Origin of the sequence: Luteimonas sp. 100069 (assembly GCF_003813845.1) — a bacterium.
In the GTDB taxonomy this organism is placed as follows: Bacteria; Pseudomonadota; Gammaproteobacteria; order Xanthomonadales; family Xanthomonadaceae; genus Luteimonas; species Luteimonas chenhongjianii.
On record NZ_RPFN01000001.1, the window covers coordinates 1,358,568 to 1,382,882 of the forward strand.

Below are 24,315 nucleotides of genomic sequence, written 5' to 3' on the forward strand. Positions count from 1 at the left end.
CGGCGCCTCCATTCAAGTCTCGCCTGTCTCCGCCGATACCTATTCCATGGACCTCTTCAGCGTCGCCGGACTCGTACTTGCCCTGATTGCGATCATCGGCGGCAGTGTGCTCAAGGGTGCGGGGCTGGGCGCGCTCTGGTCGCCCGCCGCCTTCGTGATCGTCATGGTCGGCACTGTCGCCGCGATCATGCTGCACACGCCCGGCAGCACCCTCAAACATGCCTTCAAAATCGCCGGCTGGGTGGTCAGGCCACCGGTTTCCGATCGTGCGGCACTGATCGCGCAGCTGATCGAGTGGAGCAACGTCTCGCGCAAGCAGGGTCTGCTGGGCCTGGAAAGCCATGTCGCGGCGCAGACCGATCCCTTCCTCAAGAAGGGCCTTCAGATGCTTGTCGATGGCGTCGAGCCCGAAGCGATCCGGCACATGCTGGAGATCGAACTGCAGGGCGAGGAACACCATGATCTCGCCGCGGCCAAGGTGTTCGAAGGCATGGGCATCTATGCGCCCACGCTGGGCATCGTCGGCGCGGTGCTGGGCCTGATTGCGGTGATGAAGAATCTGGCCGACCCCAGCAAGCTCGGCCACGGCATCGCCGCCGCGTTCACCGCCACGATCTATGGCATCGCCTCGGCCAACATGTTCTTCCTGCCGATGGCGGCCAAGCTCAAGAGCGTGATCGGTCGCCGCAGCGGCGAGCGCGAGCTGGCAATCGAAGGACTCATCGCGATCGCGCAGGGCGAGAACCCGCGCAACATCGAGGCTCGGCTTGCCGGCTTCCTGCACTGATCCGGCACCGCCATGGCCCGCAAACGGAAGCACGAGGAACACGCCAACCACGAAGCCTGGGCCGTTCCCTATGGCGACCTGGTAACGCTGCTGCTCGCGTTCTTCGTGGTGATGTATGCGGTGTCCTCGCTCAACGAGGGCAAGTACCGTGCGGTGGCCGCGTCGCTGGCCAGCGCTTTCAACGCGCCACCGAGTGCACTCGAACCGATCCAGATCGGAGACAATCAGAAGCCGGAAAGCGCAGTTGGACGCCCGACCCCGGTGCCACGCGGCGCGCACCAGGGGCCCACCTCGAGTCCAGTGCTCGATTCGCCGCTCCGACCGATGCTCGAATCCAAGATGCGCAGCGACCGAATGGGCGACGGTGGCGCGGACGCAGCGTCGATCGAGGCATCGCGCCAGCAGTTGGCCCGCCTGGCCCTGCAGCTGGAGGACGCGCTGGCGGAGATGGTCAAGGCTCAGCTGATCATCGTGCGCCGCTCGGACCTGTGGCTGGAAGTCGAGATCAACAGCGACATCCTGTTCCCGAGCGGCTCGGCCACGCTCGACTTCGGCGCCCGCGAACTGCTCGGCCGGCTGGCGGTGGTGCTGCGCGACCTGCCCAATCCGATCCGCATCGAGGGCTATACCGACGACCGTCCGATCGCGACCTCGCAGTTCCCCTCCAACTGGGAGCTCTCGGCGGCGCGCGCGGCGAGCGTGGTGCACCTGTTCGTCAGCGAGCGCTTCGCGCCCGAGCGCCTGGTGATGGTCGGCTACGGCCAGTACCGACCCAAGGCCGAGAACACCACCGACGCCGGACGTAATGCCAACCGGCGCGTGGTGCTGATGGTGCTGGCGACGCCGGACACCGCCGCGCCGCGGCCGGCCACGCCGCCTGCGCCCGCACCCGCGCCGCCCACCTATCCCGCCGCGCCTGTCCCGCAGGCCGTCGCCGCGACCGCAGTGCGGCGCTCCCCCCGTCCCCCACTCCCACCGCAAGGAGACAGCTGATGCGCGTCTGGGCGATTGCCAACCAGAAGGGAGGCGTTGGCAAGACCACGACTTCCCTCGCCCTAGGGCGCGCAATGGTCGCGCGCGGCCTGCGTGTGCTGCTGGTCGATCTCGATCCGCATGCGTCGCTGACCCGCGCCTTCGGCGTGCCCACCGATCCACCGCCCCCAGGCGTCGCCGAACTGTTCGGCTCGCCCCCGCCCTCGCTGGAATCGCTGCTGCGGGCATCATCGACGGAAGGGCTCGATTTCGTCTGCGCGCAGACCGCCCTGGCTACGCTGGAGCGGCGCAGCGCCACCCAGCCGGGCCTGGGCCTGGCACTGTCGCAGGCGATCACCCGCCATGCCGGGGGCCACGACGCGATCCTGCTCGACTGCCCGCCCACGCTGGGCCTGTTGATGGTCAACGCCCTGGCGGCGGCCGATCGCCTGATCGTGCCCACCCAGTGCGAGCCCCTCGCGCTGTACGGTCTGGCCGGCATGGTGCGCACGGGCGAGATGGTCGAGCGCTCGCGCCAACGGCCATTGCCGGTCTCGATCATCCCGACCATGTACGACCGCCGCACCCGCATCGGCCGCGACACGCTCGCCCAGCTGCAGACGGAGTACCACGACCGCATCTGGAGCGAGGCGATTCCGGTGGACACGCAGCTGAGCAACGCCGACGTGCTCGCCGGCCAGGTCTTCAGCGGCAACGTGCCGGGGCGCGCAATGTCCGCCTATACACGTGCCCTTGACTGGTTGCTGGCCGAGGAGCAGGCCGGGGAGCAGGCAGCATGAGCGCCGCCGGCGTCGTCGACGACTACCTCGGCATGCTGCTGGCGACGCCGGTCGAGCGGGCGCCAGCGCCCGCCGCTTCGGCCGTGTCGGCGGCGCAGCCCGCGGTCACGACCGCGCCGCCACCGGTCCTCGCGGCCCAGGCCTCGCCCGTGCCGGCTGTGCCGCCTGCGCCAAGCGTGGTCGCGGAGGCGCCGCCTGCGCCTGCCCCGCGACGGGCGGCCCCGAGTGCGGTCCCGCCTGCCGCGAGGATCGCGATCGCGCCGCTGGCGCGCGTGCCGGGCGAAGTACGCGACGCCACGCCCGCGGCTCCGCAGCCGCGGCGCAGCGCCGATCGTCTCGCCCGCTGGCTGCGCCTGCGCTGCGGCGCGCAGGCCTATGCGATCGAGCTGCTGAAGATCCGCGAAGTGGTGCTGCCATCGCCGCTACTGGCGCTGCGCGGCGCGGCGCCTTGCCTGGGCGGGGTCATGAACCTGCGCGGCCAGGTTGTGCCGGTGGTCGATCTCGGCCTCCAGCTCGGCGCGGCCGCGGTCGAGGAGACCGCGCTGACCCGGATCATCGTGCTCGACGACGGCGGCGATGTGCTGGGCCTGCGGGTGTCGGCGGTCGAGGACGTTGTGCTGATCGGGGACGCGCAGATCGAAGGCACCCATACCTCGCGCCTGGCACCAGTCGGCGACCATCGCATCCGCGGCATCGCGCGCCTCGGCGGCATGGTCACGCTGCTGCTGGACTCGGCCAAGCTGATGGCGATCCCGCTGTTTCCGCCCCGCTGAGCACTTCTGCGCGCTGGCGCTCTAAAGATCGTCGACTCGACGCCGCTATCCACTCCGCACCCCCTTTTCCCAGTCGGAGACCTGATGGACACCGTGCACCTAGGCGATGACCTCGGCATCGAGGCCAGCACCGGATTGAAGGAGCGGCTCGCGCCCTTCCTGAGTTCCGCGCACGCCGTCGTTCTCGACGCCGCCGACGTGCGCCGGGTGCATACCGCCGGGCTGCAGGTGCTGTGTGCGTTCTTCGCAAGCCGCGCCGGCATCGGCCATCCGACCGAGCTGCGTGGCTGCAGCGAGGCGCTGCACGACGCGGCCCGGCTGCTCGGGCTGGGCACCGCGCTCGGCCTCGGCGCCGCCGACCCCTCAAACGCAACAGACGCAAGCACAGTGGAGAACGGCGCATGAGCGCACGCATTCTTGTAGTGGACGATTCGGCCTCGATGCGCCAGATGGTCTCCTTCGCCCTCACCTCGGCCGGCTTCACCGTCGACGAGGCCGAGGATGGCCAGATCGCCCTCGGACGCGCCCAGGGCCAGCGCTTCAGCGCGGTGGTCACCGACGTGAACATGCCGAACATGGACGGCATCGAGCTGATCCGTGCCCTGCGCGGCCTGCCCGATTACAAGTTCACCCCGATGCTGATGCTGACCACCGAGTCGGCGGCCGACAAGAAGGCCGAAGGCAAGGCGGCGGGCGCGACCGGGTGGCTGGTCAAGCCGTTCAACCCCGAGCAGCTGGTCGCCACCGTCCAGAAGGTCCTGGGCTGACAGCCGTTGCCCCATCACGCACATCGATCGCAGGCCGAGTTCCCATGAGCATGGACATGCAGCGTTTTCACGCCACTTTCTTCGAGGAAAGCCGGGAAGGACTCGAAGCCATGGAGGCGGGCCTGCTGCAGCTCGAACAGGGTGACCGTGACGCGGAACTGATCAATTCGATCTTCCGCGCCGCCCACTCGATCAAGGGCGGCGCGGCCACCTTCGGCTTCGAGGCGGTCGCTGCGCTGACCCACGTGCTGGAGACCCTGCTCGACGAGCTGCGGGCCGGCAAGCGTGCCGTATCCGGCGCCGGCATCGACGCGATGCTGGCATCGGTCGACGTGCTGCGCGCCCTGCTCGGCGAAGCGGAGACCGGCCATCCCGCCGACCCGCAGGCATCGCAGGCGGTGCAGGCGCGGCTTAACGGCGTGCTTGCCGGCAACGACGCACCCGCGGCCGCGGCCCTGGTGGCGGTCGAGGCGCCAGCGGTCGAACCGGTCGGCTGGCGTATCGGCTTCACCCCGGCGCCGTCGCTGTTCATGAGCGGCAACGACCCGCTGCGCATCATCCGCGAACTCGACCGCCTGGGCACGCTCGACGTCGCCTGCCGCACCGAGCGCCTGCCCGGGTTCGAGCAGATGGATCCGCTCGAGGCCTATCTCGCCTGGGATCTGGGCCTGATCGGCGCATTGCCGCGCAGCGCCGTGACCGAAGCCTTCGCCTGGGTGGAGGACGATTGCGAACTCGAGATCGAGGCGATCCTTGCCGATGCGGTGGCCGACGCCTCCGCGCCCGACCTGGCGATGCCCGCGGAACTCGAGCAAGTCCAGGCCGGCCCCGTTGCCGCGAACGAGCAGCGCAACGGCACGCCTGAAGCGGCCGAAAGTTCGATCCGCGTGAGCACCGACAAGATCGACGGGCTGATCAACCTGGTCGGCGAACTGGTCATCACCCAGGCGATGCTCAAGCAGATCAGCGCCAAGCTTGATCCGGCCCTGGCCGAGCGCCTGTTCGAAGGCCTCGACCTGCTCGAGCGCAATACGCGCGATCTCCAGGAAGCCGTGATCGGCGTGCGCATGCTTCCGGTCGAGGCGGTCTTCCGCCGGTTCCCGCGCCTGGTGCGCGATCTGTCCGCGCGCCTCGGCAAGCAGGTGCGCCTGCGCACGCTCGGCGAAGGCACCGAGCTCGACAAGGGCCTGATCGAGAAGATCGCCGATCCGCTGGTGCACCTGGTACGCAACTCGATCGACCACGGCCTCGAGCTGCCCGACGCGCGCGTGGCCGCCGGCAAGGACGGCACCGGCACCATTACCCTCGCCGCCTCCCACCAGGGCGGGCATATCGTCATCGAAGTTGCGGACGACGGGCGTGGTCTGGACCGCGAACGCATCCTCGCCAAGGCCGCCGAGCGCGGCCTGGCCGTGCCCGACAAGCCCACCGATGCCCAGGTGTGGGACCTGATCTTCCAGCCCGGATTCTCCACCGCCGACGCGGTCACCGATCTCTCCGGACGCGGCGTCGGCATGGACGTGGTCCGCCGCAACATCCAGGCCCTGGGCGGCGAAGTACAGCTCGAAAGCACGCTCGGACATGGCACCCGCGTGGTGATCCGCCTGCCACTCACCCTCGCGATCCTCGACGGCATGACCGTCGCGGTGGGCGAGGAAACGCTGATCCTGCCGCTGTCGCACGTCATCGAAGCGCTGCAGCCCGACGCTGCCGACGTGCGCCGCATGGTCGGCGAAGGACGGGTGCTGCGGGTGCGCGGCGAGTACCTGCCGCTGGTCTCGCTCAACGAGTACTACCGCTACGGCCAGCCGCGCCGCGACGATGCGCTCGTCGTGGTGGTCGAAGGCGACGGCCAGAAGCTCGCGCTGGAAGTCGACGAACTGGTCGGACAGCAGCAGGTCGTGGTCAAGAACCTCGAGAACAACTACCGCCGCGTGGAGGGCATTTCCGGCGCGACGATTCTCGGCGATGGACGCGTGGCGCTGATCGTCGACGTCGGTGGCCTGGTGCGCTCGCTGCGGGTGCCGCACGCGGCCTGATCGCTTGCCTGCGACTGCCGCTCCGCCGCGCGCCTTCCAGCGCCGCCGCGCCCTGGATCCGCGCGTCGCCGACTGTCACGTACAGCCATCGCGGCAACCGGCCCCTGCCAGGGCCACATGAGTAGCCCGATGCCCGCCACGCCCGCATCACGCTCGAAGGGTCCGACAGGCGTGCGCTGCAACCGCAGGACATCTCCGTGATGCGACTCGCGACCTTGTCGACTTGCGAGGGCGAAACCAGGCGATCGGCATTCGTCCACCGCAACTGGAAGAGGCGCGCCCGATTACCGGTGCAGCACCTTCATGACGAGGCGTGGGCGGCTGCATCGACAGCCGTCGCGCCCGTCGACGGACCTGTATCACGTACGAAGATGGTGTGCGACACGCGTTGCCCGGCCGCTGTTATGAGGGGCCCCGCCAAGGCGGCGTTTCGACTGCCGTCTCATTGACGCAAGCAGCTTCGGCGGTCCCTTGTTGATGGCGTGGAGATACGGGGGCGGGCCGCTTTCCAGCGCTGGCGCCGGTCTTCACAGCATTCGCACATTGCCTTCCGCGACATGAATCACATTCAAAAATCCGTACCCGTACCGCTTTAGAGATGGTGACGAACGCCGCTATCCAACGTGGCCGACAGACGCTTCCGCAGCGCCGCTGCGCGTCCCGGCAACATTCGATGGACTTCGATGAAATTTGCCAACCTGCGGATCGGACAGCGTCTGGCTGTCGGCTTCTCCTGCGTCATCGCACTGATGGTGGTTCTGACGGCCGTGGGCATCGAACGCGTGGGGCGCATCAGTGACGGCCTGCACGTGATCAACGACGTCAACGCCGTCAAGCAGCGCCATGCGATCGATCTGCGCGGCAGCGTGCACGACCGCGCCATCGCGATCCGCGACCTGGTGCTGGCCGATGATCCCGAGGCCGCCGCCGCGGCCGAGGCCGCGATCGACACGCTGGCTGGCGCCTATGTCGAAGCTGCGACGCCGCTTGCGGCGCTCGTTGGTCGCTCGGCCGATCCGCAGGAGCGCATGCTGCACGACGCTGTCCAGGCAGCCGATGCGGAGACACGGGCGCTGGTCGCCCGCTTGCGGGAACTGCGCCTTGCGGACGATCCGGAAGGCGCGCGGCAGCTGCTCGGGAGCGAGGCCGCGCCCGCATTCGTGGCCTGGCTGGCGCGGATCAACGCCTTCATCGAACTGCAGGAGGCCAATAACCGCCAGGCGGCAGCCACCGCCATGGCGACGGCCGACGGCTTCGCCTTGGTGATGCTCGTCGCGGCTGGCGTGGCGCTGCTTGCCGGCGCTGCGATCGCCTGGCTGCTGACGCGCGGCATCACCCGCCCGCTGCGCCACGCACTCGATGCCGCCAACCGGGTCAGCCGCGGAGACCTTGGCGGGACGATCGAGCGTGGGCGCGGTGACGAGACCGGCGACGTTCTCGCGGCCATGCAGCGGATGCAGGACCAGCTGCGCGCGGTCATCGCTGCCCAACACGACATGGCCCAGGCGCACGAGGCCGGTACGATCAGTTACCGCATGGACGCCGGGGCGTTCCCCGGCGAGTACGGCGCCATGGTGGCGGGCACCAACCAGCTGGTCGCCGCGCACATCGCAGTGAAGATGCGCCTGGTCGAAGTGATCCAGCGCTACGCCGTGGGGGACCTGACGCAGGACATGGACCGCCTGCCCGGCGAAAAGGCGGTCCTCACCGAGACCATGGACACGGCCAAGGCCAATCTCACCGCGATCAACGTCGAGATCCGGCGCCTGGTCGCCGCCGCAGCCCAGGGCGATTTCGCCGTGCGCGGCGATGCCGACCGCTTCGAGTACGACTTCCACGCCATGGTGGATGGCCTCAATCGACTGATGCAGACAGCGGACGGAAACCTGGCCGATGTATCCCGCATGCTGCAGGCCATCGCCCGCGGCGACCTCACCGCCCGCATGGATGGCGACTTCCGGGGCGTGTTCGCCCAGATGCGCGACGACGCCAATGCCACCGTCGCCCAGCTCACCGGCATCGTCAGCCGTATCCAGGAAGCGTCGGGCGCCATCGGCACCGCGTCGTCGGAGATCGCCTCGGGCAACAATGACCTGTCGCGTCGTACCGAGCAGCAGGCCGCCAACCTCGAGGAAACCGCGGCCTCGATGGAGGAACTCACCTCCACCGTGCGCCAGAACGCGGACCACGCCCGCCAGGCCAACCAGCTGGCGATCGGCGCGGCCTCGGTCGCCTCGCAGGGCGGCGATGTCGTCGGCCAGGTCGTCACCACCATGGCCGACATCGAGAAGTCCTCGCGCAAGATCGCCGACATCATCTCGGTCATCGACGGCATCGCGTTCCAGACCAACATCCTCGCCCTCAACGCCGCGGTCGAAGCGGCGCGCGCCGGCGAACAGGGTCGCGGCTTCGCGGTGGTCGCATCGGAAGTACGCACGCTGGCGCAGCGCAGCGCGGCCGCGGCCAAGGAGATCAAGGGTCTGATCGACGACTCCACCCGCAAGGTGTCCGAGGGCGCGGCGCTTGCCGGCCAGGCCGGCAAGACCATGGGCGAGATCGTGTCGTCGGTGCAGCGCGTGACCGACATCATGGCCGAGATCGCCGCTGCATCGCAGGAGCAGGCATCGGGCATCGAACAGGTCAACCAGACCATCACCCAGATGGACGAGACCACCCAGCAGAACGCCGCGCTGGTGGAAGAAGCCTCCGCTGCCGCGCGGGCCATGGAAGAACAGGCAGTGGCGCTGACCCAGACCGTAGCGGTGTTCAAGGTCGAGGCGGCAACGGCGCTGCTGCACACCATCACCGCAGGCGTGCGCCGCAACGAGGCGGCGCCCGCCTGACCCGTCGCGACGACCGCCCCCTCAACTTCCGCCGTCCCGGGCCGTTAACGTCCACGAACGAACCCGCGTCCCCGGATGATGCCTGTCGCCGAACACCAACCGCCGCTGCAGGACGACGACGAGGCCTCGCCGTTCGCGTTGCACGAGCCGCGTGAGGTCGCGCAGGTGCTGCGCGCGCTGGTCGAGGCCCGGGCCATCGTCACCGCCAGCCTCGTCCCCGGAGGCCACGCCTGTCCGACGGCGCTGCTGGCGGTACACGACGACGGCACGCTGGTGCTCGACGGTAACCGCCACGAAGCAATGAACCGGCGCATGGACAGCGCCACGCGCCTGGTCTGCAGTACCCAGTTGGATCTGGTGCCGATCCGCTTCCGGCTTCCCACGCCGACGCGGATCGACTACGAGGGATATCTCGCCTTCCGCGCGCCATGGCCCGTCTCGCTGCTGCAGTTGCAGCGCCGCGAGCTCTATCGGCTGCGGGTCTCGCCTGCAGCGCCGGCGACCCTTCACGTCGGCGACGGTGATGCACCGCCTGATGCCGGCCTCGGCGGGCTGCGCGTCCTCGACATCAGCGGCGGCGGGCTGGCCATCGCGGTTCCCGACGGCCAGGAAGGCCGGTTCCGGCCCCAATCGCGCATCGCCCCCTGTCTGCTCCGGCTGGCCGAAGCGCCGGAGTTCACGGTCGCACTCGAGGTCGCCCACCTCGGCCGTTTCGATGTGCGCGGCGTCGCGCACTGGCGCGTCGGTTGCCGCTTCGTCGACCTGCCCGCCGCCCTCGAACAGCGCGTGCTCCAGTACATCTTCCAGGTCGAGCGCCAGCGCAACGCGCGACAACGGCGCGGCGGCTGAGCCGGGCGGACTAAAGTTGCGGCCGAAGCGGCCGATCTCCTGCGTGTCACCCATGCCGCGTATCCGCGGCACCCGCAGGAGCGCACCGCATGAGCAGTTCCAACCCGAGCGCCGCTGGCGAGTACCTGACCTTCACCCTCGGCGACGAGCACTACGGCGTCGACATCCTCAAGGTCCAGGAAATCCGCGGTTACGACGCCGTGACCCGCCTGCCGGACGCGCCCGAATACATCAAGGGCGTCATCAACCTGCGCGGCACCATCGTGCCGGTGATCGACCTGCGCCTGAAGCTGCGCCTGGCCGAGGCCCGCTACGACAGCTTCACCGTGATGATTGTGCTCAACGTCGAGAACCGCGTGGTCGGCATCGTCGTCGACAGCGTGTCCGACGTGGTGCCGCTGCTCGACGAGCAGGTGCGTGCCACCCCCGAATTCGGGGCCGCGGTCGACACGAAGTTCATTGCCGGCATCGGCACGCTCGACGAACGGATGCTGATCCTGCTCGACATCGAAACTCTGCTCGACAGCGCCGACCTGGTCGAAGCGCCGCTCGTCGACGCCGCCTGATTTCCATCTTCGGGCCTAAAGTCCGCCGCGCCGCCGCCGCTACGTGGAGGCAGCCGGTCGTGACCCCGGCCCCGTACCCCCGACTGGAGTGATACCGATGAACCACAAGCCCCGCCGCCTACTGATCGCGCTGCTGCTCAGCGCCTGCGCCTCCGGCGCCCTCGCCCAGGAGGCCATCCGGCCCGAGCAGGCGACCCGCTTCGTCGGCCAGAGCGGCATGGTGTGCGGCAAGGTCGAGAAGACCCGCTACGCCGAGAATTCCGAAGGCCAGCCCACCTTCCTGTACATGGGCGGCGCCTTCCCGCGCCACACGTTCTCGGCCCGGATCCCGAACGACCAGCGCGGCAAGTTCAACCCCTCACCCGAAGCGCTCGAAGGCCGCGACGTCTGCGTCCTGGGAACCATCGTGCGTGATGCCAGCCGCGCGGAAATCGCGGTGCGCTCGCCTGCCGACGTCAAGCTCGCCACGATCAAGTAATGCGGTCTGCCCCGGCGTACAACGCCATCGGGCCCTTTTTCATGTGCCGTACCAGGGAGTGACCCGATGCACTGGTTCTCGAATCTCAAACTCGCACCGAAGCTGATGCTGGCGTTCGGCGTAGTCCTGCTCATCATGCTCGTCCAGGGCATCGGCGCCTACATGGGCCTGCGCTCGATCGACAACGTCACCACCGAACTCGGTGACGAGGTACTGCCGAGCGTCACCCTGGTCGGTGAAACACGCAGCCTCCTCGGTGAGTTCCGCACCGCCTCCTACCGCGGCCTGGTCCGCGCGAGCGACGCGGCCAAGCAGCAGGCGCGCGAGCGCACGGCCGAGATCGATGCGCAGATCCAGGAGAACTTCGAGACCTACCGGCAGTACACGACCACGCCCGCGCAGCAGCAGGATCTTGCCGAGCTGGTGGCCGCATGGGAAAGCGCCAAGGCGTCCTATGCATCGGTCAACGAGATGCTCGACCTCGACCTGCCCGACGACGCCACCGATACCTTCATCGGCGAGACCGGTGAGCTGCACGACGCTACCAGCGCCGCGCTGGCGGCGCTGGCCGAAGCCGCGAACCGCGACGCCGCCGCAGCCCGCAGCGCCGCGGCAAGCGCGTACTCCGCGTCCAGCGCGATGCTGATGATCCTGCTGGTGGCCGGCATCGCCGCCGGCCTCGTGGTCGCCTGGCTGCTGGCACGCGGCCTGACCTCCGCCATGCGCAGGGCGGTGACCGTCAGCAACGACGTGGCCAGCGGCAAGCTCGACAGCCATATCGACACCGCCCGCGGCGACGAAATCGGCGACCTGCTCAAGGCGATGCAGCGCATGCAGCGCGACCTGAGCGAACGCCTCGAACGCGAACAGGCGATCGCCGGCGAGAACCTGCGCATCCGCACCGCGCTCGACAGCTCCGGCACCAGCGTGATGATCGCGGATCCTGCGCGCACCATCATCTACGCCAACAGCGCGGTCACCGAGCTGCTGCGCCAGTACGACGAGGAGATCCGCGCCGACCTGCCGGACTTCGAGATCGACCGCATGGTCGGCGCCAGCATCGACGGCTTCCACAAGGATCCCGAACGCGTCGCCGGCATGCTGGAGCGCCTGCAGGGTGTGCACGTCAGCGAAATCACCATGGGCCAGGCCCACTTCAGCCAGACCGTCGCCCGCGTCGATGACGCGGCCGGCCACCTGCTGGGGTATGTCGTCGAGTGGCGTGACCGCACCCCCCAGGTCCAGGTCGAAGTCGAGCTGGCGCGCGTGATCCAGTCCGCCGCGGCCGGCGACCTCTCGCACCGCATCGGCCTCGACGGCAAGCAGGGTTTCTACCTGCAGCTGGCCGGCCAGCTCAACACCCTGCTCGATGCCAATGCATCGAGCCTCGATCAGGTGTCGAACGTGCTGACCGCCCTGGCTGATGGTGACCTCACGGTACGGATGGACGGCGAGTTCCAAGGCGTGTTCGCCCAGATGCGCGACGACGCCAATGCCACCGTCGCCCAGCTCACCGGCATCGTCAGCCGTATCCAGGAAGCGTCGGGGGCCATCGGCACCGCGTCGTCGGAGATCGCCTCGGGCAACAACGACCTGTCGCGTCGCACCGAGCAGCAGGCCGCCAACCTCGAGGAAACCGCGGCTTCGATGGAGGAACTCACCTCGACCGTGCGCCAGAATGCGGACCACGCCCGCCAGGCCAACCAGCTGGCGATCGGCGCGGCCTCGGTCGCCTCGCAGGGCGGCGATGTCGTCGGCCAGGTCGTCACCACCATGGCCGACATCGAGAAGTCCTCGCGCAAGATCGCCGACATCATCTCGGTCATCGACGGCATCGCCTTCCAGACCAACATCCTCGCCCTCAACGCCGCGGTCGAAGCGGCGCGCGCCGGCGAACAGGGCCGCGGCTTCGCGGTGGTCGCATCGGAAGTACGCACGCTGGCGCAGCGCAGCGCGGCCGCGGCCAAGGAGATCAAGGGTCTGATCGACGACTCCACCGGCAAGGTGTCCGAGGGCGCAGCGCTTGCCGGCCAGGCCGGCAAGACCATGGGCGAGATCGTGTCGTCGGTGCAGCGCGTGACCGACATCATGGCCGAGATCGCCGCCGCCTCGCAGGAGCAGGCGTCGGGAATCGAACAGGTCAACCAGACCATCACCCAGATGGACGAGACCACCCAGCAGAACGCCGCGCTGGTGGAAGAAGCCTCGGCCGCCGCACGGGCGATGGAAGAACAGGCCTCGAGCCTGGCGCAGACGGTCTCGGTGTTCCGTCTCGATGGCGAGCCCTCCATCGCGGCACCGTCCGCCCCGCGCAAGCCGGCGGCACCAGCCGCCCCGGCAGCACGCCGTCCGGCGCCCGCCGCGCGGACTGCGCGCGCGAAAAACGCACCGGCAATGGAGGCGGACTGGGCCGAGTTCTGATTCCGGGCGCCATGCCGCATCCCGACGCCCCGGCCCGCCGGGGCGTCGTCGTTCCACCCGCTACGACACCACGCTCGATGCCGCGAACTGCAGTTGCTGGCTCAGGGGGCCGCGATTCCGATTACGCGGCGAGTACGCACAGGTACGTCTGCCCGGGTGCCGGGTGCCGGAGGACCCGCGCACGCAAACCCGCTCAATTCCGGGCCTGCAGCGACTTCCTACCCAACGGCAGTCAATTTCCGGCCGCCGGGGTCGATAACCCCCACGATCCCCTGTTCGAGGACCGGTCCATGGCCGCGACATCCCTGCCCCACTCGCCGGTCGGCAACCGCGATTTCGTCTTCTCCGAACGTGATTTCCGCCGGGTCTGCCAACTCATCCGCGAGCGCGCCGGCATCGCCCTGGTCGACAGCAAGCGCGACATGGTCTACGGCCGCCTCTCGCGTCGGCTGCGTGCGCTCGGGCTGACCGAGTTCACCACCTACCTCGACCTGCTCGAGGGCGACGGCGACGGCGCCGAGTGGCAGGCGTTCACCAATGCCCTGACCACCAACCTCACCGCGTTCTTCCGCGAGCCGCATCATTTCGAACACCTCCACGCGCAACTGGCCCAGTCCGGTGCCTCGCCGCGCGCGCCGCTTGCGCTGTGGTCCTGCGCCGCGTCCACCGGCGAGGAGCCGTACTCGATCGCGATCACCGCCTGCGAGGCGTTCGGCACGATGACCCCGCCGGTGCGCATCCTCGCCACCGACATCGACACCCAGGTGCTGGCCACCGCCCAACGCGGCGTCTATCCGGTGGAACGCGTCGCCAGCCTCGATCCCCAGCGCCGACGTCGCTTCTTCCAGCGCGGCACCGGTCCCAACGAAGGCCACTGCCGCGTGCATCCGGCGCTGCAGGCGATGATCGATTTCCGACCCCTGAACCTCCTGGCGCCGCGCTACGACATCGGCGGGCCCTACTCGGCCGTGTTCTGCCGCAACGTGATGATCTATTTCGACAAGCCCACCCAGCGCGGAATCCTCTCGCGCCTGGTCACGCACATGGATGCCGGCAGCCTGCTCTACACCGGGCATTCGGAAAACTACCTGCACGCCGCGGATCTCATCCGGCCCTGCGGGCGAACGCTCTACCGCCGCAACTTCGGCGCGGAGGCCGCGTGAGCCGTACCGCACTGTGCGACGACGACGTCCTGCGCTACCGGGACGCCCGCTTCAAGGTGCCGGCGGCCAAGCTGCTGCCCTCCCAGTACCTGGTGGTCGATGACGGCACGGCCCTGGTCACCGTGCTCGGCTCGTGCATCGCCGCCTGCGTACGCGACCCGCTGCTGCAGATCGGCGGCATGAACCACTTCATGCTGCCGGAAGGCAACGTCGGTGACGGCGCGCCGGCGCGCTACGGCAGCTACGCGATGGAAATGCTGATCAACGAACTGCTCAAGCGGGGCGCGAACCGCCGCCGGCTGGAGGCCAAGGTGTTCGGCGGTGCCAACGTGCTCAAGGGGTTCACGTCCAATCCGGTCGGCACCCGCAACGCCGAGTTCGTCCTCGCTTACCTGGCCGCGGAACAGATCCCGGTCGTGGCCGAGGACCTGCGCGGCATCCACCCGCGCAAGGTGTGGTTCTTCCCGGACACCGGCCGGGTGATGGTCAACCGCCTGCCACACGCGCACGAGGCCGAAGTGGTGGCCGCCGAAACCGCAGTGCGCGCCAGCCTGTCCCGCACGCCGGTCAGCGGCGGCGTGGAACTGTTCGAATGAAGCCCTGTCGCGTCCTCATCGTCGACGACTCGGCAGTCGTGCGCCAGCTGCTGACCGAGCTGCTGGGGCAGGACCCGGACATCGAGGTCGTCGGCAGTGCGGCCGATCCGCTGCTCGCCCGCGAGAAGATCAAACGTCTCAACCCAGACGTGCTGACGCTCGACGTCGAAATGCCGCGCATGGACGGGCTGGCGTTCCTCGAGAACCTGATGCGCCTGCGGCCGATGCCGGTGGTCATGGTGTCGTCGCTGACCGAACGCGGCGCCGACGTCACGCTGCAGGCGGTGGCCCTGGGCGCGGTCGATTTCGTCAGCAAACCCCGGGCCGGACTGGCGCAGGGCCTGTCCGAGTATGCGGAGGAGATCTGCGCCAAGGTCAAGGCGGCGGCGGGCGCACGCGTCCGTCCGCCGACGACGACCGCGCAGCCGCTGCTGCGCCTGGATACGCCGGTCCGTGCGCCGATGGCTACCCGGTTCCGCACCACCGACCGGCTGATCGCGATCGGTGCCTCGGCTGGCGGCACCGAAGCCCTGCGGGTCGTGCTGGAACGCATGCCGCCCGATGCACCGGCGGTCGTGTTGACCCAGCACATTCCCGGCAGCTTCAGCCGTTCGTTCGCCGAGCGGCTCGATCGCCATTCGCCGATGCTCGTGCGTGAAGCCCGCGACGGGGAGATGATCCTGCCCGGCCACGCCTATCTGCCGCCCGGCGACCACCACCTGCGCGTGATCGGCGATGGCGCCCGCTGGCGCTGCAGGCTCGATCCCGGCCCGCCGGTCAACCGGCACCGGCCTGCGGTGGATGTGCTGTTCCGCTCGGTGGCGCAGAGCGCGGGGGCGAACGCGGTGGCGGCCATCCTCACCGGCATGGGCGACGATGGCGCGCGCGGGCTGCTCGACCTGCGCCAGGCCGGCGCGGCCACGCTGGTCCAGGACGAGGCCACCAGCGTGGTCTGGGGCATGCCGGGCGCGGCAGTGAGACTCGGCGCGGCGCAGGAGATCGTCCCGCTGGAAGCCATCGCGGCGCGCCTGCTGGCTCTCGCCCAGGTCTGATTCCGGCGCGAGGCCGCCGCCGACGCCACCCGTGCGCGCAGGACCGTCGCCAGCGGAGTCGGTGTCATCGGCCGGCGGGATGCCCGGGTACAGCGGCGATGCCGACGCCGATGCGAAGCGTCACGGCGGACGCTGCCGGCGGCCAGTCCTCGGACATGCGGGAACGCACGCGGCGCTTTTCCCCGGCATGATCCCGCCGCGGCGAGGCCGTCAGGCCGCATTGCGTGCCGCCGCGATGGACCAGGCCGATGGCCGCCGCCCTGGTGCGGCGGCTGCCCGCAGCGCCCTGCCGCAAACAAAAAGGCACCCGGCTCGCGCCGGATGCCTGCTGGTCGGTCCAACATGCCGGCACGCGTGCTGCGGGGGCCCTGTAGAGCCCCGCAGCCGCGAGCCGGCGCGCCCTCAGGCCGCAGTCTTCTCTTCGCCGGCGTCCACGTACTCGGCGATCTGGTCGAAGTTCATGTAGCGGTAGATCTCGTCCGCCGACGCATCCAGCACGCCGACGGCGGCCATGTACTCGGCCTTGGTCGGAATGCGGCCCAGGCGCGAACAGATCGCCGCCAGTTCCGCCGAGCCCAGGTAGACGTTCGAGTTGCGCCCCAGACGGTTGGGGAAGTTGCGCGTCGAGGTCGAGAACACCGTCGCGCCTTCCTTGACCTGCGCCTGGTTGCCCATGCACAACGAGCAGCCCGGCATCTCCATGCGCGCGCCGGCGGTGCCGAAGGTGCCGTAATGGCCTTCCTTGGTCAGCTCGGCGGCGTCCATCTTGGTCGGCGGCGCGACCCACAGCTTGGTCGGGATGTCGCGCTTGCCTTCCAGCAGCTTCGACGCCGCGCGGAAGTGGCCGATGTTGGTCATGCACGAACCGATGAACACTTCGTCGATCGCGGCGCCGGCGACTTCCGACAGCGTCTTGACGTCATCCGGATCGTTCGGGCACGCGACGATCGGCTCATGCACGTCGGCCAGGTCGATCTCGATGACAGCCGCGTACTCGGCATCCGCATCGCCCTTGAGCAGCTGCGGATCGGCGAGCCAGGCCTCCATCTTCTCGATCCGGCGGGCCAGCGAACGCGGGTCCGCATACCCTTCGGCGATCATCCACTTCAGCAGCGTGATGTTGCTGGTGATGTATTCGATGATCGGTGCCTTGTCGAGGTGCACGGTGCAGCCGGCGGCGGAACGCTCGGCCGACGCATCGGACAGTTCGAACGCCTGTTCGACCTTCAGATCCGGCAGACCTTCGATCTCGAGGATGCGGCCGGAGAAGATGTTCTTCTTGCCCTGCTTGGCCACCGTCAGCAGACCCGCCTTGATCGCGTACAGCGGAATCGCGTTGACCAGGTCACGCAGGGTGACACCGGGCTGCATCTTGCCCTTGAAGCGCACCAGCACCGATTCGGGCATGTCCAGCGGCATCACGCCGGTGGCGGCCGCGAAGGCGACCAGGCCCGAGCCCGCCGGGAACGAAATGCCCACCGGGAAGCGTGTGTGCGAGTCGCCGCCGGTGCCGACCGTGTCGGGCAGCAGCATGCGGTTGAGCCAGCTGTGGATCACGCCGTCGCCCGGACGCAGCGAGATGCCGCCACGGGTGGAGATGAACTCCGGCAGGGTGTGATGGGTCTTGACGTCCACCGGCTTCGGATACGCCGCGGTGTGGCAGAACGACTGCATCACCAGGTCGGCGCTGAAGCCCAGGCACGCGAGATCCTTGAGCTCGTCGCGGGTCATCGGACCGGTGGTGTCCTGCGAACCGACCGAGGTCATCCGCGGCTCGCAATAGGTGCCCGGGCGCACGCCCTGGCCTTCCGGCAGGCCGATCGCACGGCCGACCATCTTCTGCGCCAGGGTGAAGCCCTTGCCGGTATCGGCGGGCTGCTGCGGCAGGCGGAACAGGTCGGTCACCGGCAGGCCCAGCGACTCGCGCGCCTTGGCGGTGAGCCCACGACCGACGATCAGCGGAATGCGGCCGCCGGCGCGCACTTCGTCGAACAGCACCTCGGACTTGACCTGGAATTCGGCGATGACGTTGCCGTCCTTGAGCGCCTTGCCCTCATATGGACGCAGCTCGATCACATCGCCCTGCTCCATCTGCGACACGTCGAGCTCGATCGGCAGCGCGCCGGCATCCTCCATCGTGTTGTAGAAGATCGGCGCGATCTTCGAACCCAGGCACACGCCGCCGAAGCGCTTGTTCGGGATGTAGGGAATGTCCTCGCCGGTCCACCACAGCACGCTGTTGGTCGCCGACTTGCGGCTCGACCCGGTACCGACCACGTCGCCGACGTAGGCGACCAGATGGCCCTTCTTCTTGAGATCGAGAATGGCCTGGATCGGGCCGCGCTTGCCGTCTTCCTCCGGAACGAACGCCGCGCCTTCGCGCCGGTTCTTCAGCATCGCCAGCGCGTGCATCGGAATGTCCGGGCGCGTGGTCGCGTCGGGCGCCGGCGACAGGTCGTCGGTGTTGGTCTCGCCCGGCACCTTGAACACCGTCAACGTCATCGACTGCGGCACTTCCGGCTTGCTGGTGAACCATTCTGCGTCGGCCCAGCTCTGCATGACCGCCTTCGCATTGGCGTTGCCGCCCTTGGCCTTCTCTTCGACGTCGTGGAACGCGTCGAACACGAGCAGTGTGTGCTTGAGACCTTCGGCGGCGATCGCGCCGACCTCGGCGTCATCGAGCAGATCGACCAGCGGCTGCACGTTGTAGCCGCCGAGCATCGTGCCCAGCAGTTCGGTGGCGCGCGCGCGGGAAATCAGCGCACTGCGTTCGGTGCCGAATGCGACCGCGGCGAGATACGAGGCCTTGACCTTGGCGGCGTCGTCGACGCCGGCCGGCACGCGGTGGGTCAGCAGGTCCAGCAGGAACGCTTCCTCACCAGCCGGCGGATTCTTCAGCAGTTCGATGACGTCGGCGGTCTGCTGCGCATCGAGCGGCAGCGGCGGGATTCCCAGCGCGGCGCGCTCGGCAACGTGGTGGCGATAGGCTTCCAACATGACAACTCCAGATTCGTGCGGTACCGGGATAACCGGTCTCATGCCGACGGTACGATCAGCTTGAGACCCTTGAAATAAGTGCGGAAAAACGCGTCGTCGCGGGTGATCAGGCCATTGCATTGCAGCAGTGCATGCGCGCCGACCAGGAAATCGCGCGAGGGGCGGCCGATGCGCTCGCCGCGTTGCCAGGAGCGGCGCTGCATCTCGCCCGCACGCAAGGCGGCCTTGGCTTCGATCGCCGAAAAGCGCACGCCCATGTCCTCGAGCACGGCCATGGTCTCGGCGCCGTCGTGCAGCGCGCCGCAGATCTCGGCCAGTGCGACGTCGCAGACCACGACCGGGCCAGCGCTCAGGTACTGGCGCAGGCAGGCTTCTGCGGCATCGGCCTGCGGCCCGTCTGTCAGCAGATCCACCAGCACGGGCGCATCGACGGCGATCACCGGTCGACGCTGCCGTCGGCCCCTACCTCTGCCTCTGCGCCAGCTTCGTCGCCGGCCTGGCCCCGCACGGCGCGCATTGCGGCGTCGGTGTCGTGAAAGCCTTCGAGCCGGAACCGGCCCCGGGCACGCGAGACGGCGTCATCGACACTCTTGCGCAACACGATGCGGCTGCCTTCCAGTTCGACCTTGAGGATCGTCCCCTTGCTCAATCCCAGCGCATCGCGCACCGCCTTGGGCAGTGTGATCTGGCCGCGCTCGGCAACGGTCGCCTCCATCAGGCCTCTCCTTCAAGGTATGCGCGAATTATACATACCTGAACACGCATACTCCAGCGCGCCGCGCCCGCTCGCCGCGCCTGGGCGATCGCGCGTGCGAGCGGAAAGCGCGCGCAGACTACCGCGCGCCGACCGCGCCACCTGCCTTTCGTCCAGCGGCGCGCAGCGCCGCGGGTGGCATGCACGAGGGCCAGACGATGCCTCCGCGCGTAAGCAGGCGCAGATCGACTGGCGCGTGCGCAATGCACTGTTGCCGTGCCGCCACGCGCGTGATGACCTGACCGCCACATCAATCTGCCTACACTGACCGCCTCGACGCGGTGACCCGCATCGACCGGGCGTCGCGCCAGATCAATGGATTTTCGGCGCACCACGCATGCCAGACACCGGCTGATCCGATCACCGCCAGCAACCCGCGACAGGAGCTTCCGCATGACCGATTCCTTCACCACGCGTGCCGACCTCGATGTCGGCGGCCGTCGTTACGCCTATGCCAGCCTCCCTGCGCTGGGCAAGCGGTTCGACATCACCCGCCTGCCCTACTCGATGAAGATCCTGCTCGAGAACCTGCTCCGCCACGAGGACGGCGAGACCGTCACCGCGCAGCACATCGAAGCCGTGGCGAAGTGGGACCCGAGCAACGACTCCAACACCGAGATCGCGTTCATGCCCGCGCGCGTGGTGCTGCAGGACTTCACCGGTGTGCCCTGCGTGGTGGACCTCGCCGCGATGCGCGATGCGGTCGTGCGCCTTGGCGGGCGCCCGGAGCAGATCAACCCGCTGATTCCCTCGGAGCTGGTGATCGACCATTCGGTCCAGGTCGACGTGTTCGGCCGTCCCGATGCGCTCGACCTCAACGGCAAGATCGAGTTCCAGCGGAACATGGAGCGTTACGGTTTCCTGCGCTGGGGGCAGAAGGCCTTCGACAACTTCAAGGTCGTCCCGCCCAATACCGGCATCGTCCACCAGGTGAACCTCGAGCACCTCGCCCGTGTGGTGATGACCGCCGAGCGCGAGGACGGCAGCTGGGCCTATCCCGACACCGTGTTCGGGACCGACTCGCACACCACGATGATCAACGGCATCGGCGTTCTGGGCTGGGGCGTAGGCGGCATCGAGGCCGAGGCCGCGATGCTCGGCCAGCCCTCGTCGATGCTGATCCCGCAGGTGGTGGGCTTCAAGCTCACGGGCCGCCTGCCCGAAGGCGCGACCGCCACCGATCTGGTGCTGACCGTCACCGAGATGCTGCGCAAGCATGGCGTGGTCGGCAAGTTCGTCGAGTTCTTCGGCGAAGGTCTGCAGCACCTGCCGCTGGCCGACCGCGCGACGATCGGCAACATGGCGCCCGAATACGGCGCGACATGCGGCATCTTCCCCATCGACCAGGAATCGCTGAATTACCTGCGCCTGTCAGGCCGCAGCGAAGAGCAGATCGCGCTCGTCGAGGCCTACGCCAGGGCGCAACAGCTGTGGCACGAGCCCGGCATGCCCGAAGCGGAGTACAGCAGCGTGCTGGAACTCGACATGGGTGAGGTACGCCCCTCGCTGGCCGGCCCGAAGCGGCCGCAGGACCGGGTGCTGCTGGAAAACATGCAGCGGAACTTCCGTGACAACGTCGGTGCGCTGGTTGCACGCCGCGACGCCGCCCGCGATCCGCAGATCGACCGCTTCGTGAAGGAAGGCGGCGGCCAGCCGCAGGCCGAGCGCCTGGCCGCCCGGCCGGCCTCCACCATCACGCTCGAAGAAGCCGAGCACGAGCTCACCGACGGCTCGGTGGTCATCGCTGCGATCACCTCGTGCACCAACACCTCCAACCCGGCGGTGATGCTCGGTGCCGGCCTGCTGGCGCGCAACGCCGCGGCCAGGGGACTGAAGGCCGCGCCATGGGTCAAGACTTCGCTTGGACCCGGTTCGCTGGTGGTCACCGACTACCTCAAGAAGGCCGGGGTGATGGACCATCTCGAGAAGCTCGGTTTCTACGTCGTCGGTTACGGCTGCACCACCTGCATCGGCAATTCGGGCCCGTTGCCGGAAGCCGTCTCCAAGGGCATCGCCGAGAACGATCTCGCTGTGGCGTCGGTGCTCTCGGGCAACCGCAATTTCGAGGGCCGGATCCACGGCGAGGTGAAGATGAACTATCTCGCCTCGCCGCCGCTGGTCGTGGCCTACGCCATTGCCGGCACCGTCGACATCGATCTGACCCACGATCCGCTGGGCAAGGACCCGGACGGCAAGCCGGTGTATCTGCGCGACATCTGGCCTTCGAACAAGGAAATCGGCGACTTCATCGCCAGGACGATCGGTCCGGAGATGTTCGCCAAAAACTATGCCGACGTGTTCAAGGGCGATGCCCGCTGGAACGCGGTCGATTCGCCCGACGGCGAGCTCTACGAGTGGGATGCCGCCTCCACCTACATCAAGAACCCACCCTACTTCGATGGCATGACCATGGAGGTCGGCACCATCGACGACATCCACGGCGCGCGCGTGATGGGGCTCTTCGGGGATTCGATCACTACCGATCACATCTCGCCGGCGGGAAACATCAAGCAGGATTCGCCCGCGGGACGCTTCCTGCAGGAACGCGGCGTGCAGCCGGCGGATTTCAACAGCTACGGCTCACGCCGCGGCAACGACGACGTCATGGTGCGCGGTACGTTCGCCAACATCCGCATCAAGAACCTGTTCTTCGGTGGCGAGGAAGGCGGCAACACGCTGTACTTCGGCGCCGGCGCCGAACCGCAGAAAATGCCCATCTACGACGCCGCGATGAAGTACAAGGCCGACGGCGTGCCGCTGGTGGTGTTCGCGGGCAAGGAATACGGCACCGGCTCCTCGCGCGACTGGGCAGCCAAGGGCACCAACCTGCTCGGCATCAAGGCGGTCATCGCCGAGAGCTTCGAACGCATCCACCGTTCGAACCTGGTCGGCATGGGCGTGCTGCCCTGCCGCTTCCGCGAAGGCCAGAATGCACAGAGTCTCGGCCTCGACGGCTCGGAGACGATCGACATCACCGGTCTCGACAACGGCAACGCCCGGCGTGCGCAGATCGTCGCCACCAGGGCCGACGGCACCGAGATCCGCTTCGAGGTCGACGTGCTGCTGCTGACGCCCAAGGAGGTCGAATACTTCCGGCATGGCGGCCTGTTGCATTACGTGCTGCGGCAGCTGGCGGCGAAGAAGTAGGCAAGGCCGCGAGTGACAGCGGCGGACGGCCCGGCGCGCACGCCGGGCGTCCGGCGACCGCGTGGTTTCGCCGCGCGATCGATGCTGCCGCACCGGTCATGGCCCTCTGAGAGAGGTGCTGCGGCCGCAGCGGTCACGGGTGCGCGGTCCAAAGGATCCAACCACCCGGCAAGAAGACGGCCCGCACATGGCGGGCCGTTTCCTTGTCCAGCTGCGCCCCGGGCGCCACTTGAACGCCGCGTAGGCGGCACGGGGGCGGTCAGGTGCCCGGACACCGCGGCAAACTGTCGCCCGCACTGCATTCGACGCAGCACGGCGCCGGCTGCGGGCCTGGCGTAGCCGGCATCGGCGACGGCACCCCATACAGTCCCATCGATGGCACCAATCCCGCGAGCTCGCCCGCGGGCCGCAACTGCAGCAACACCGCCCAGTCCTGGCGGTTGGCATTGCAGAAGACCAGTGCGTCGGGACTGCACGATGGATCGTCGAGCGCGCGTTGCGCGAGACCCGCGAACTGCCCCCCCGCGGTCAGCGGCAAGAGCCGCATGCTCACCGCGTCGAGGACGTTGCCACCGATCAGCTGCGCCTGCCCGTTCCCGGCCCCGACCACGATGTCGCAATGCATGCCGAGTCCACCGTCATCGCTGCTGAGCAGCTGCGCCAGCCCGCGAAAGCCGAAGATGCGGTCCGCGTGCCGCACGTAACAGAGCATGTCGCCGCGCGCCGGCCGCGCTGTCACCGGATGGGCGACGCGATATGCGCTGGTTTCGGGATTGCGAAAGGCCTCGCGCACGTAGTCGATGTGGCTTGGCGAGCCGCGGAACCCGGGCAGCATTGCGCGGCGCGCCACCCAGGACACGAACGCTGCCGACCACGGCACGTCCATCAGGAAGCTGCGGCAGCCGGCGGAGGGCTGATCGCTGTACGACGCGTACATGCAATCGACAGCGCCGGGGCGCTGCATCAACTGGGAGAGCTGATCGGTGCCGCGCCAGTAGCCGGCGACACGGCGCCAGGCCTGCTCGCCGTTGGCCAGCGGCGTGGCATCGGCTTCGCGCACGGCCGTACCGGCGTAGCGTCCTTCGATATCGATGAAGGGGCGATACCACAGCTGGTGTTCCTCGCACGCCGCAGCCGCCAGGCGGGTCGCCGGATCCGTGGCATGGATCTGGTCACGCAGCCAGGGGCAGGGATCGGTCGCGAGCGCGGCGAGCGGCGCGGCCAACAGCAGGAAGGCAAGCAACAACAATCGACTCATGGAGCGCATCGGGTGCATCCGTTCCGCGCGGGCTGGCGCGGCCGCGAGCATCC

Annotated in this window: 20 protein-coding genes; 16 read left to right on the top strand and 4 right to left on the bottom strand. The window is 68.6% G+C overall.

What is annotated here, in order from left to right:
• The first annotated feature begins 46 nt into the window (after window positions 1-46).
• From EGK76_RS06035 to EGK76_RS06105, 15 genes are all read left to right on the top strand, one after another.
• Window positions 47-787, top strand: coding sequence for a flagellar motor protein (locus EGK76_RS06035; RefSeq protein ID WP_096298288.1), 741 nt, complete (start codon window positions 47-49; stop codon window positions 785-787).
• A gap of 12 nt (window positions 788-799) precedes the next feature.
• The gene (motD, locus tag EGK76_RS06040) at window positions 800-1,780 is read left to right on the top strand and encodes a flagellar motor protein MotD (RefSeq protein ID WP_123831965.1); all 981 of its coding nucleotides are present in this window, start codon (window positions 800-802) and stop codon (window positions 1,778-1,780) included.
• Window positions 1,780-2,559 (top strand): ParA family protein, encoded by a 780-nt coding sequence (locus EGK76_RS06045; protein ID WP_096298284.1) that lies wholly within the window; start codon window positions 1,780-1,782, stop codon window positions 2,557-2,559. The genes motD and EGK76_RS06045 overlap by 1 nt, the downstream gene beginning before the upstream one ends.
• Window positions 2,556-3,332 (top strand): chemotaxis protein CheW, encoded by a 777-nt coding sequence (locus tag EGK76_RS06050; protein ID WP_123831966.1) that lies wholly within the window; start codon window positions 2,556-2,558, stop codon window positions 3,330-3,332. The genes EGK76_RS06045 and EGK76_RS06050 overlap by 4 nt, the downstream gene beginning before the upstream one ends.
• 84 nt (window positions 3,333-3,416) lie before the next feature.
• Complete coding sequence (locus EGK76_RS06055) at window positions 3,417-3,737, top strand: STAS domain-containing protein (protein WP_096298280.1); 321 nt, start codon at window positions 3,417-3,419, stop codon at window positions 3,735-3,737.
• Window positions 3,734-4,099: a response regulator gene (locus tag EGK76_RS06060; RefSeq protein ID WP_123831967.1), complete on the top strand. Its 366-nt coding sequence runs from the start codon at window positions 3,734-3,736 to the stop codon at window positions 4,097-4,099. Before EGK76_RS06055 ends, EGK76_RS06060 begins: the two co-directional genes overlap by 4 nt.
• A gap of 44 nt (window positions 4,100-4,143) precedes the next feature.
• Window positions 4,144-6,138 carry a chemotaxis protein CheA gene (locus tag EGK76_RS06065; RefSeq protein WP_123831968.1) on the top strand — a complete coding sequence of 665 codons (1,995 nt, stop codon included), beginning with the start codon at window positions 4,144-4,146 and terminating at the stop codon, window positions 6,136-6,138.
• 683 nt (window positions 6,139-6,821) lie between these two features.
• The gene (locus EGK76_RS06070) at window positions 6,822-8,981 is read left to right on the top strand and encodes a methyl-accepting chemotaxis protein (RefSeq protein ID WP_123831969.1); all 2,160 of its coding nucleotides are present in this window, start codon (window positions 6,822-6,824) and stop codon (window positions 8,979-8,981) included.
• Window positions 8,982-9,056: 75 nt separating this feature from the next.
• Complete coding sequence (locus EGK76_RS06075; RefSeq protein ID WP_096298272.1) at window positions 9,057-9,830, top strand: flagellar brake protein; 774 nt, start codon at window positions 9,057-9,059, stop codon at window positions 9,828-9,830.
• An 89-nt stretch (window positions 9,831-9,919) separates the two neighbouring features.
• Window positions 9,920-10,396 carry a chemotaxis protein CheW gene (locus tag EGK76_RS06080; RefSeq protein WP_096298270.1) on the top strand — a complete coding sequence of 159 codons (477 nt, stop codon included), beginning with the start codon at window positions 9,920-9,922 and terminating at the stop codon, window positions 10,394-10,396.
• A 97-nt stretch (window positions 10,397-10,493) separates the two neighbouring features.
• Window positions 10,494-10,874 carry a hypothetical protein gene (locus EGK76_RS06085; protein WP_123831970.1) on the top strand — a complete coding sequence of 127 codons (381 nt, stop codon included), beginning with the start codon at window positions 10,494-10,496 and terminating at the stop codon, window positions 10,872-10,874.
• 66 nt (window positions 10,875-10,940) lie between these two features.
• Window positions 10,941-13,295, top strand: coding sequence for a methyl-accepting chemotaxis protein (locus EGK76_RS06090; RefSeq protein WP_123831971.1), 2,355 nt, complete (start codon window positions 10,941-10,943; stop codon window positions 13,293-13,295).
• A 290-nt stretch (window positions 13,296-13,585) separates the two neighbouring features.
• Window positions 13,586-14,458: a CheR family methyltransferase gene (locus EGK76_RS06095; RefSeq protein ID WP_123831972.1), complete on the top strand. Its 873-nt coding sequence runs from the start codon at window positions 13,586-13,588 to the stop codon at window positions 14,456-14,458.
• The gene (gene cheD, locus EGK76_RS06100) at window positions 14,455-15,054 is read left to right on the top strand and encodes a chemoreceptor glutamine deamidase CheD (RefSeq protein ID WP_123831973.1); all 600 of its coding nucleotides are present in this window, start codon (window positions 14,455-14,457) and stop codon (window positions 15,052-15,054) included. The genes EGK76_RS06095 and cheD overlap by 4 nt, the downstream gene beginning before the upstream one ends.
• On the top strand, window positions 15,051-16,106 hold the full coding sequence (locus EGK76_RS06105; RefSeq protein WP_096298260.1) for a chemotaxis response regulator protein-glutamate methylesterase: 1,056 nt from the start codon (window positions 15,051-15,053) through the stop codon (window positions 16,104-16,106). Before cheD ends, EGK76_RS06105 begins: the two co-directional genes overlap by 4 nt.
• A gap of 402 nt (window positions 16,107-16,508) precedes the next feature.
• Here the strand turns inward: EGK76_RS06105 and EGK76_RS06110 are convergent, their stop codons facing one another.
• From EGK76_RS06110 to EGK76_RS06120, 3 genes are read right to left on the bottom strand one after another with little or no spacing between them, the layout of a single operon-like run.
• Entirely contained in the window at window positions 16,509-19,103 is a 2,595-nt protein-coding gene (locus EGK76_RS06110; RefSeq protein ID WP_123831974.1) for a bifunctional aconitate hydratase 2/2-methylisocitrate dehydratase, read from the bottom strand.
• Between the two features lie 38 nt (window positions 19,104-19,141).
• Window positions 19,142-19,543 (bottom strand): type II toxin-antitoxin system VapC family toxin, encoded by a 402-nt coding sequence (locus tag EGK76_RS06115; protein ID WP_096298256.1) that lies wholly within the window; start codon window positions 19,541-19,543, stop codon window positions 19,142-19,144.
• Window positions 19,540-19,818, bottom strand: a complete 279-nt coding sequence (locus tag EGK76_RS06120) for an AbrB/MazE/SpoVT family DNA-binding domain-containing protein (protein ID WP_123831975.1) — start codon at window positions 19,816-19,818, stop codon at window positions 19,540-19,542. The genes EGK76_RS06115 and EGK76_RS06120 overlap by 4 nt, the downstream gene beginning before the upstream one ends.
• Window positions 19,819-20,250: 432 nt before the next feature.
• On the opposite strand from EGK76_RS06120, the gene acnA reads away from it, so the two are divergent.
• Complete coding sequence (gene acnA / locus EGK76_RS06125; protein ID WP_123831976.1) at window positions 20,251-23,004, top strand: aconitate hydratase AcnA; 2,754 nt, start codon at window positions 20,251-20,253, stop codon at window positions 23,002-23,004.
• Between the two features lie 259 nt (window positions 23,005-23,263).
• On the opposite strand, the gene EGK76_RS06130 is transcribed toward acnA, so the two are convergent.
• Complete coding sequence (locus EGK76_RS06130) at window positions 23,264-24,262, bottom strand: DUF2272 domain-containing protein (protein ID WP_158613457.1); 999 nt, start codon at window positions 24,260-24,262, stop codon at window positions 23,264-23,266.
• Window positions 24,263-24,315 lie beyond the last annotated feature (53 nt).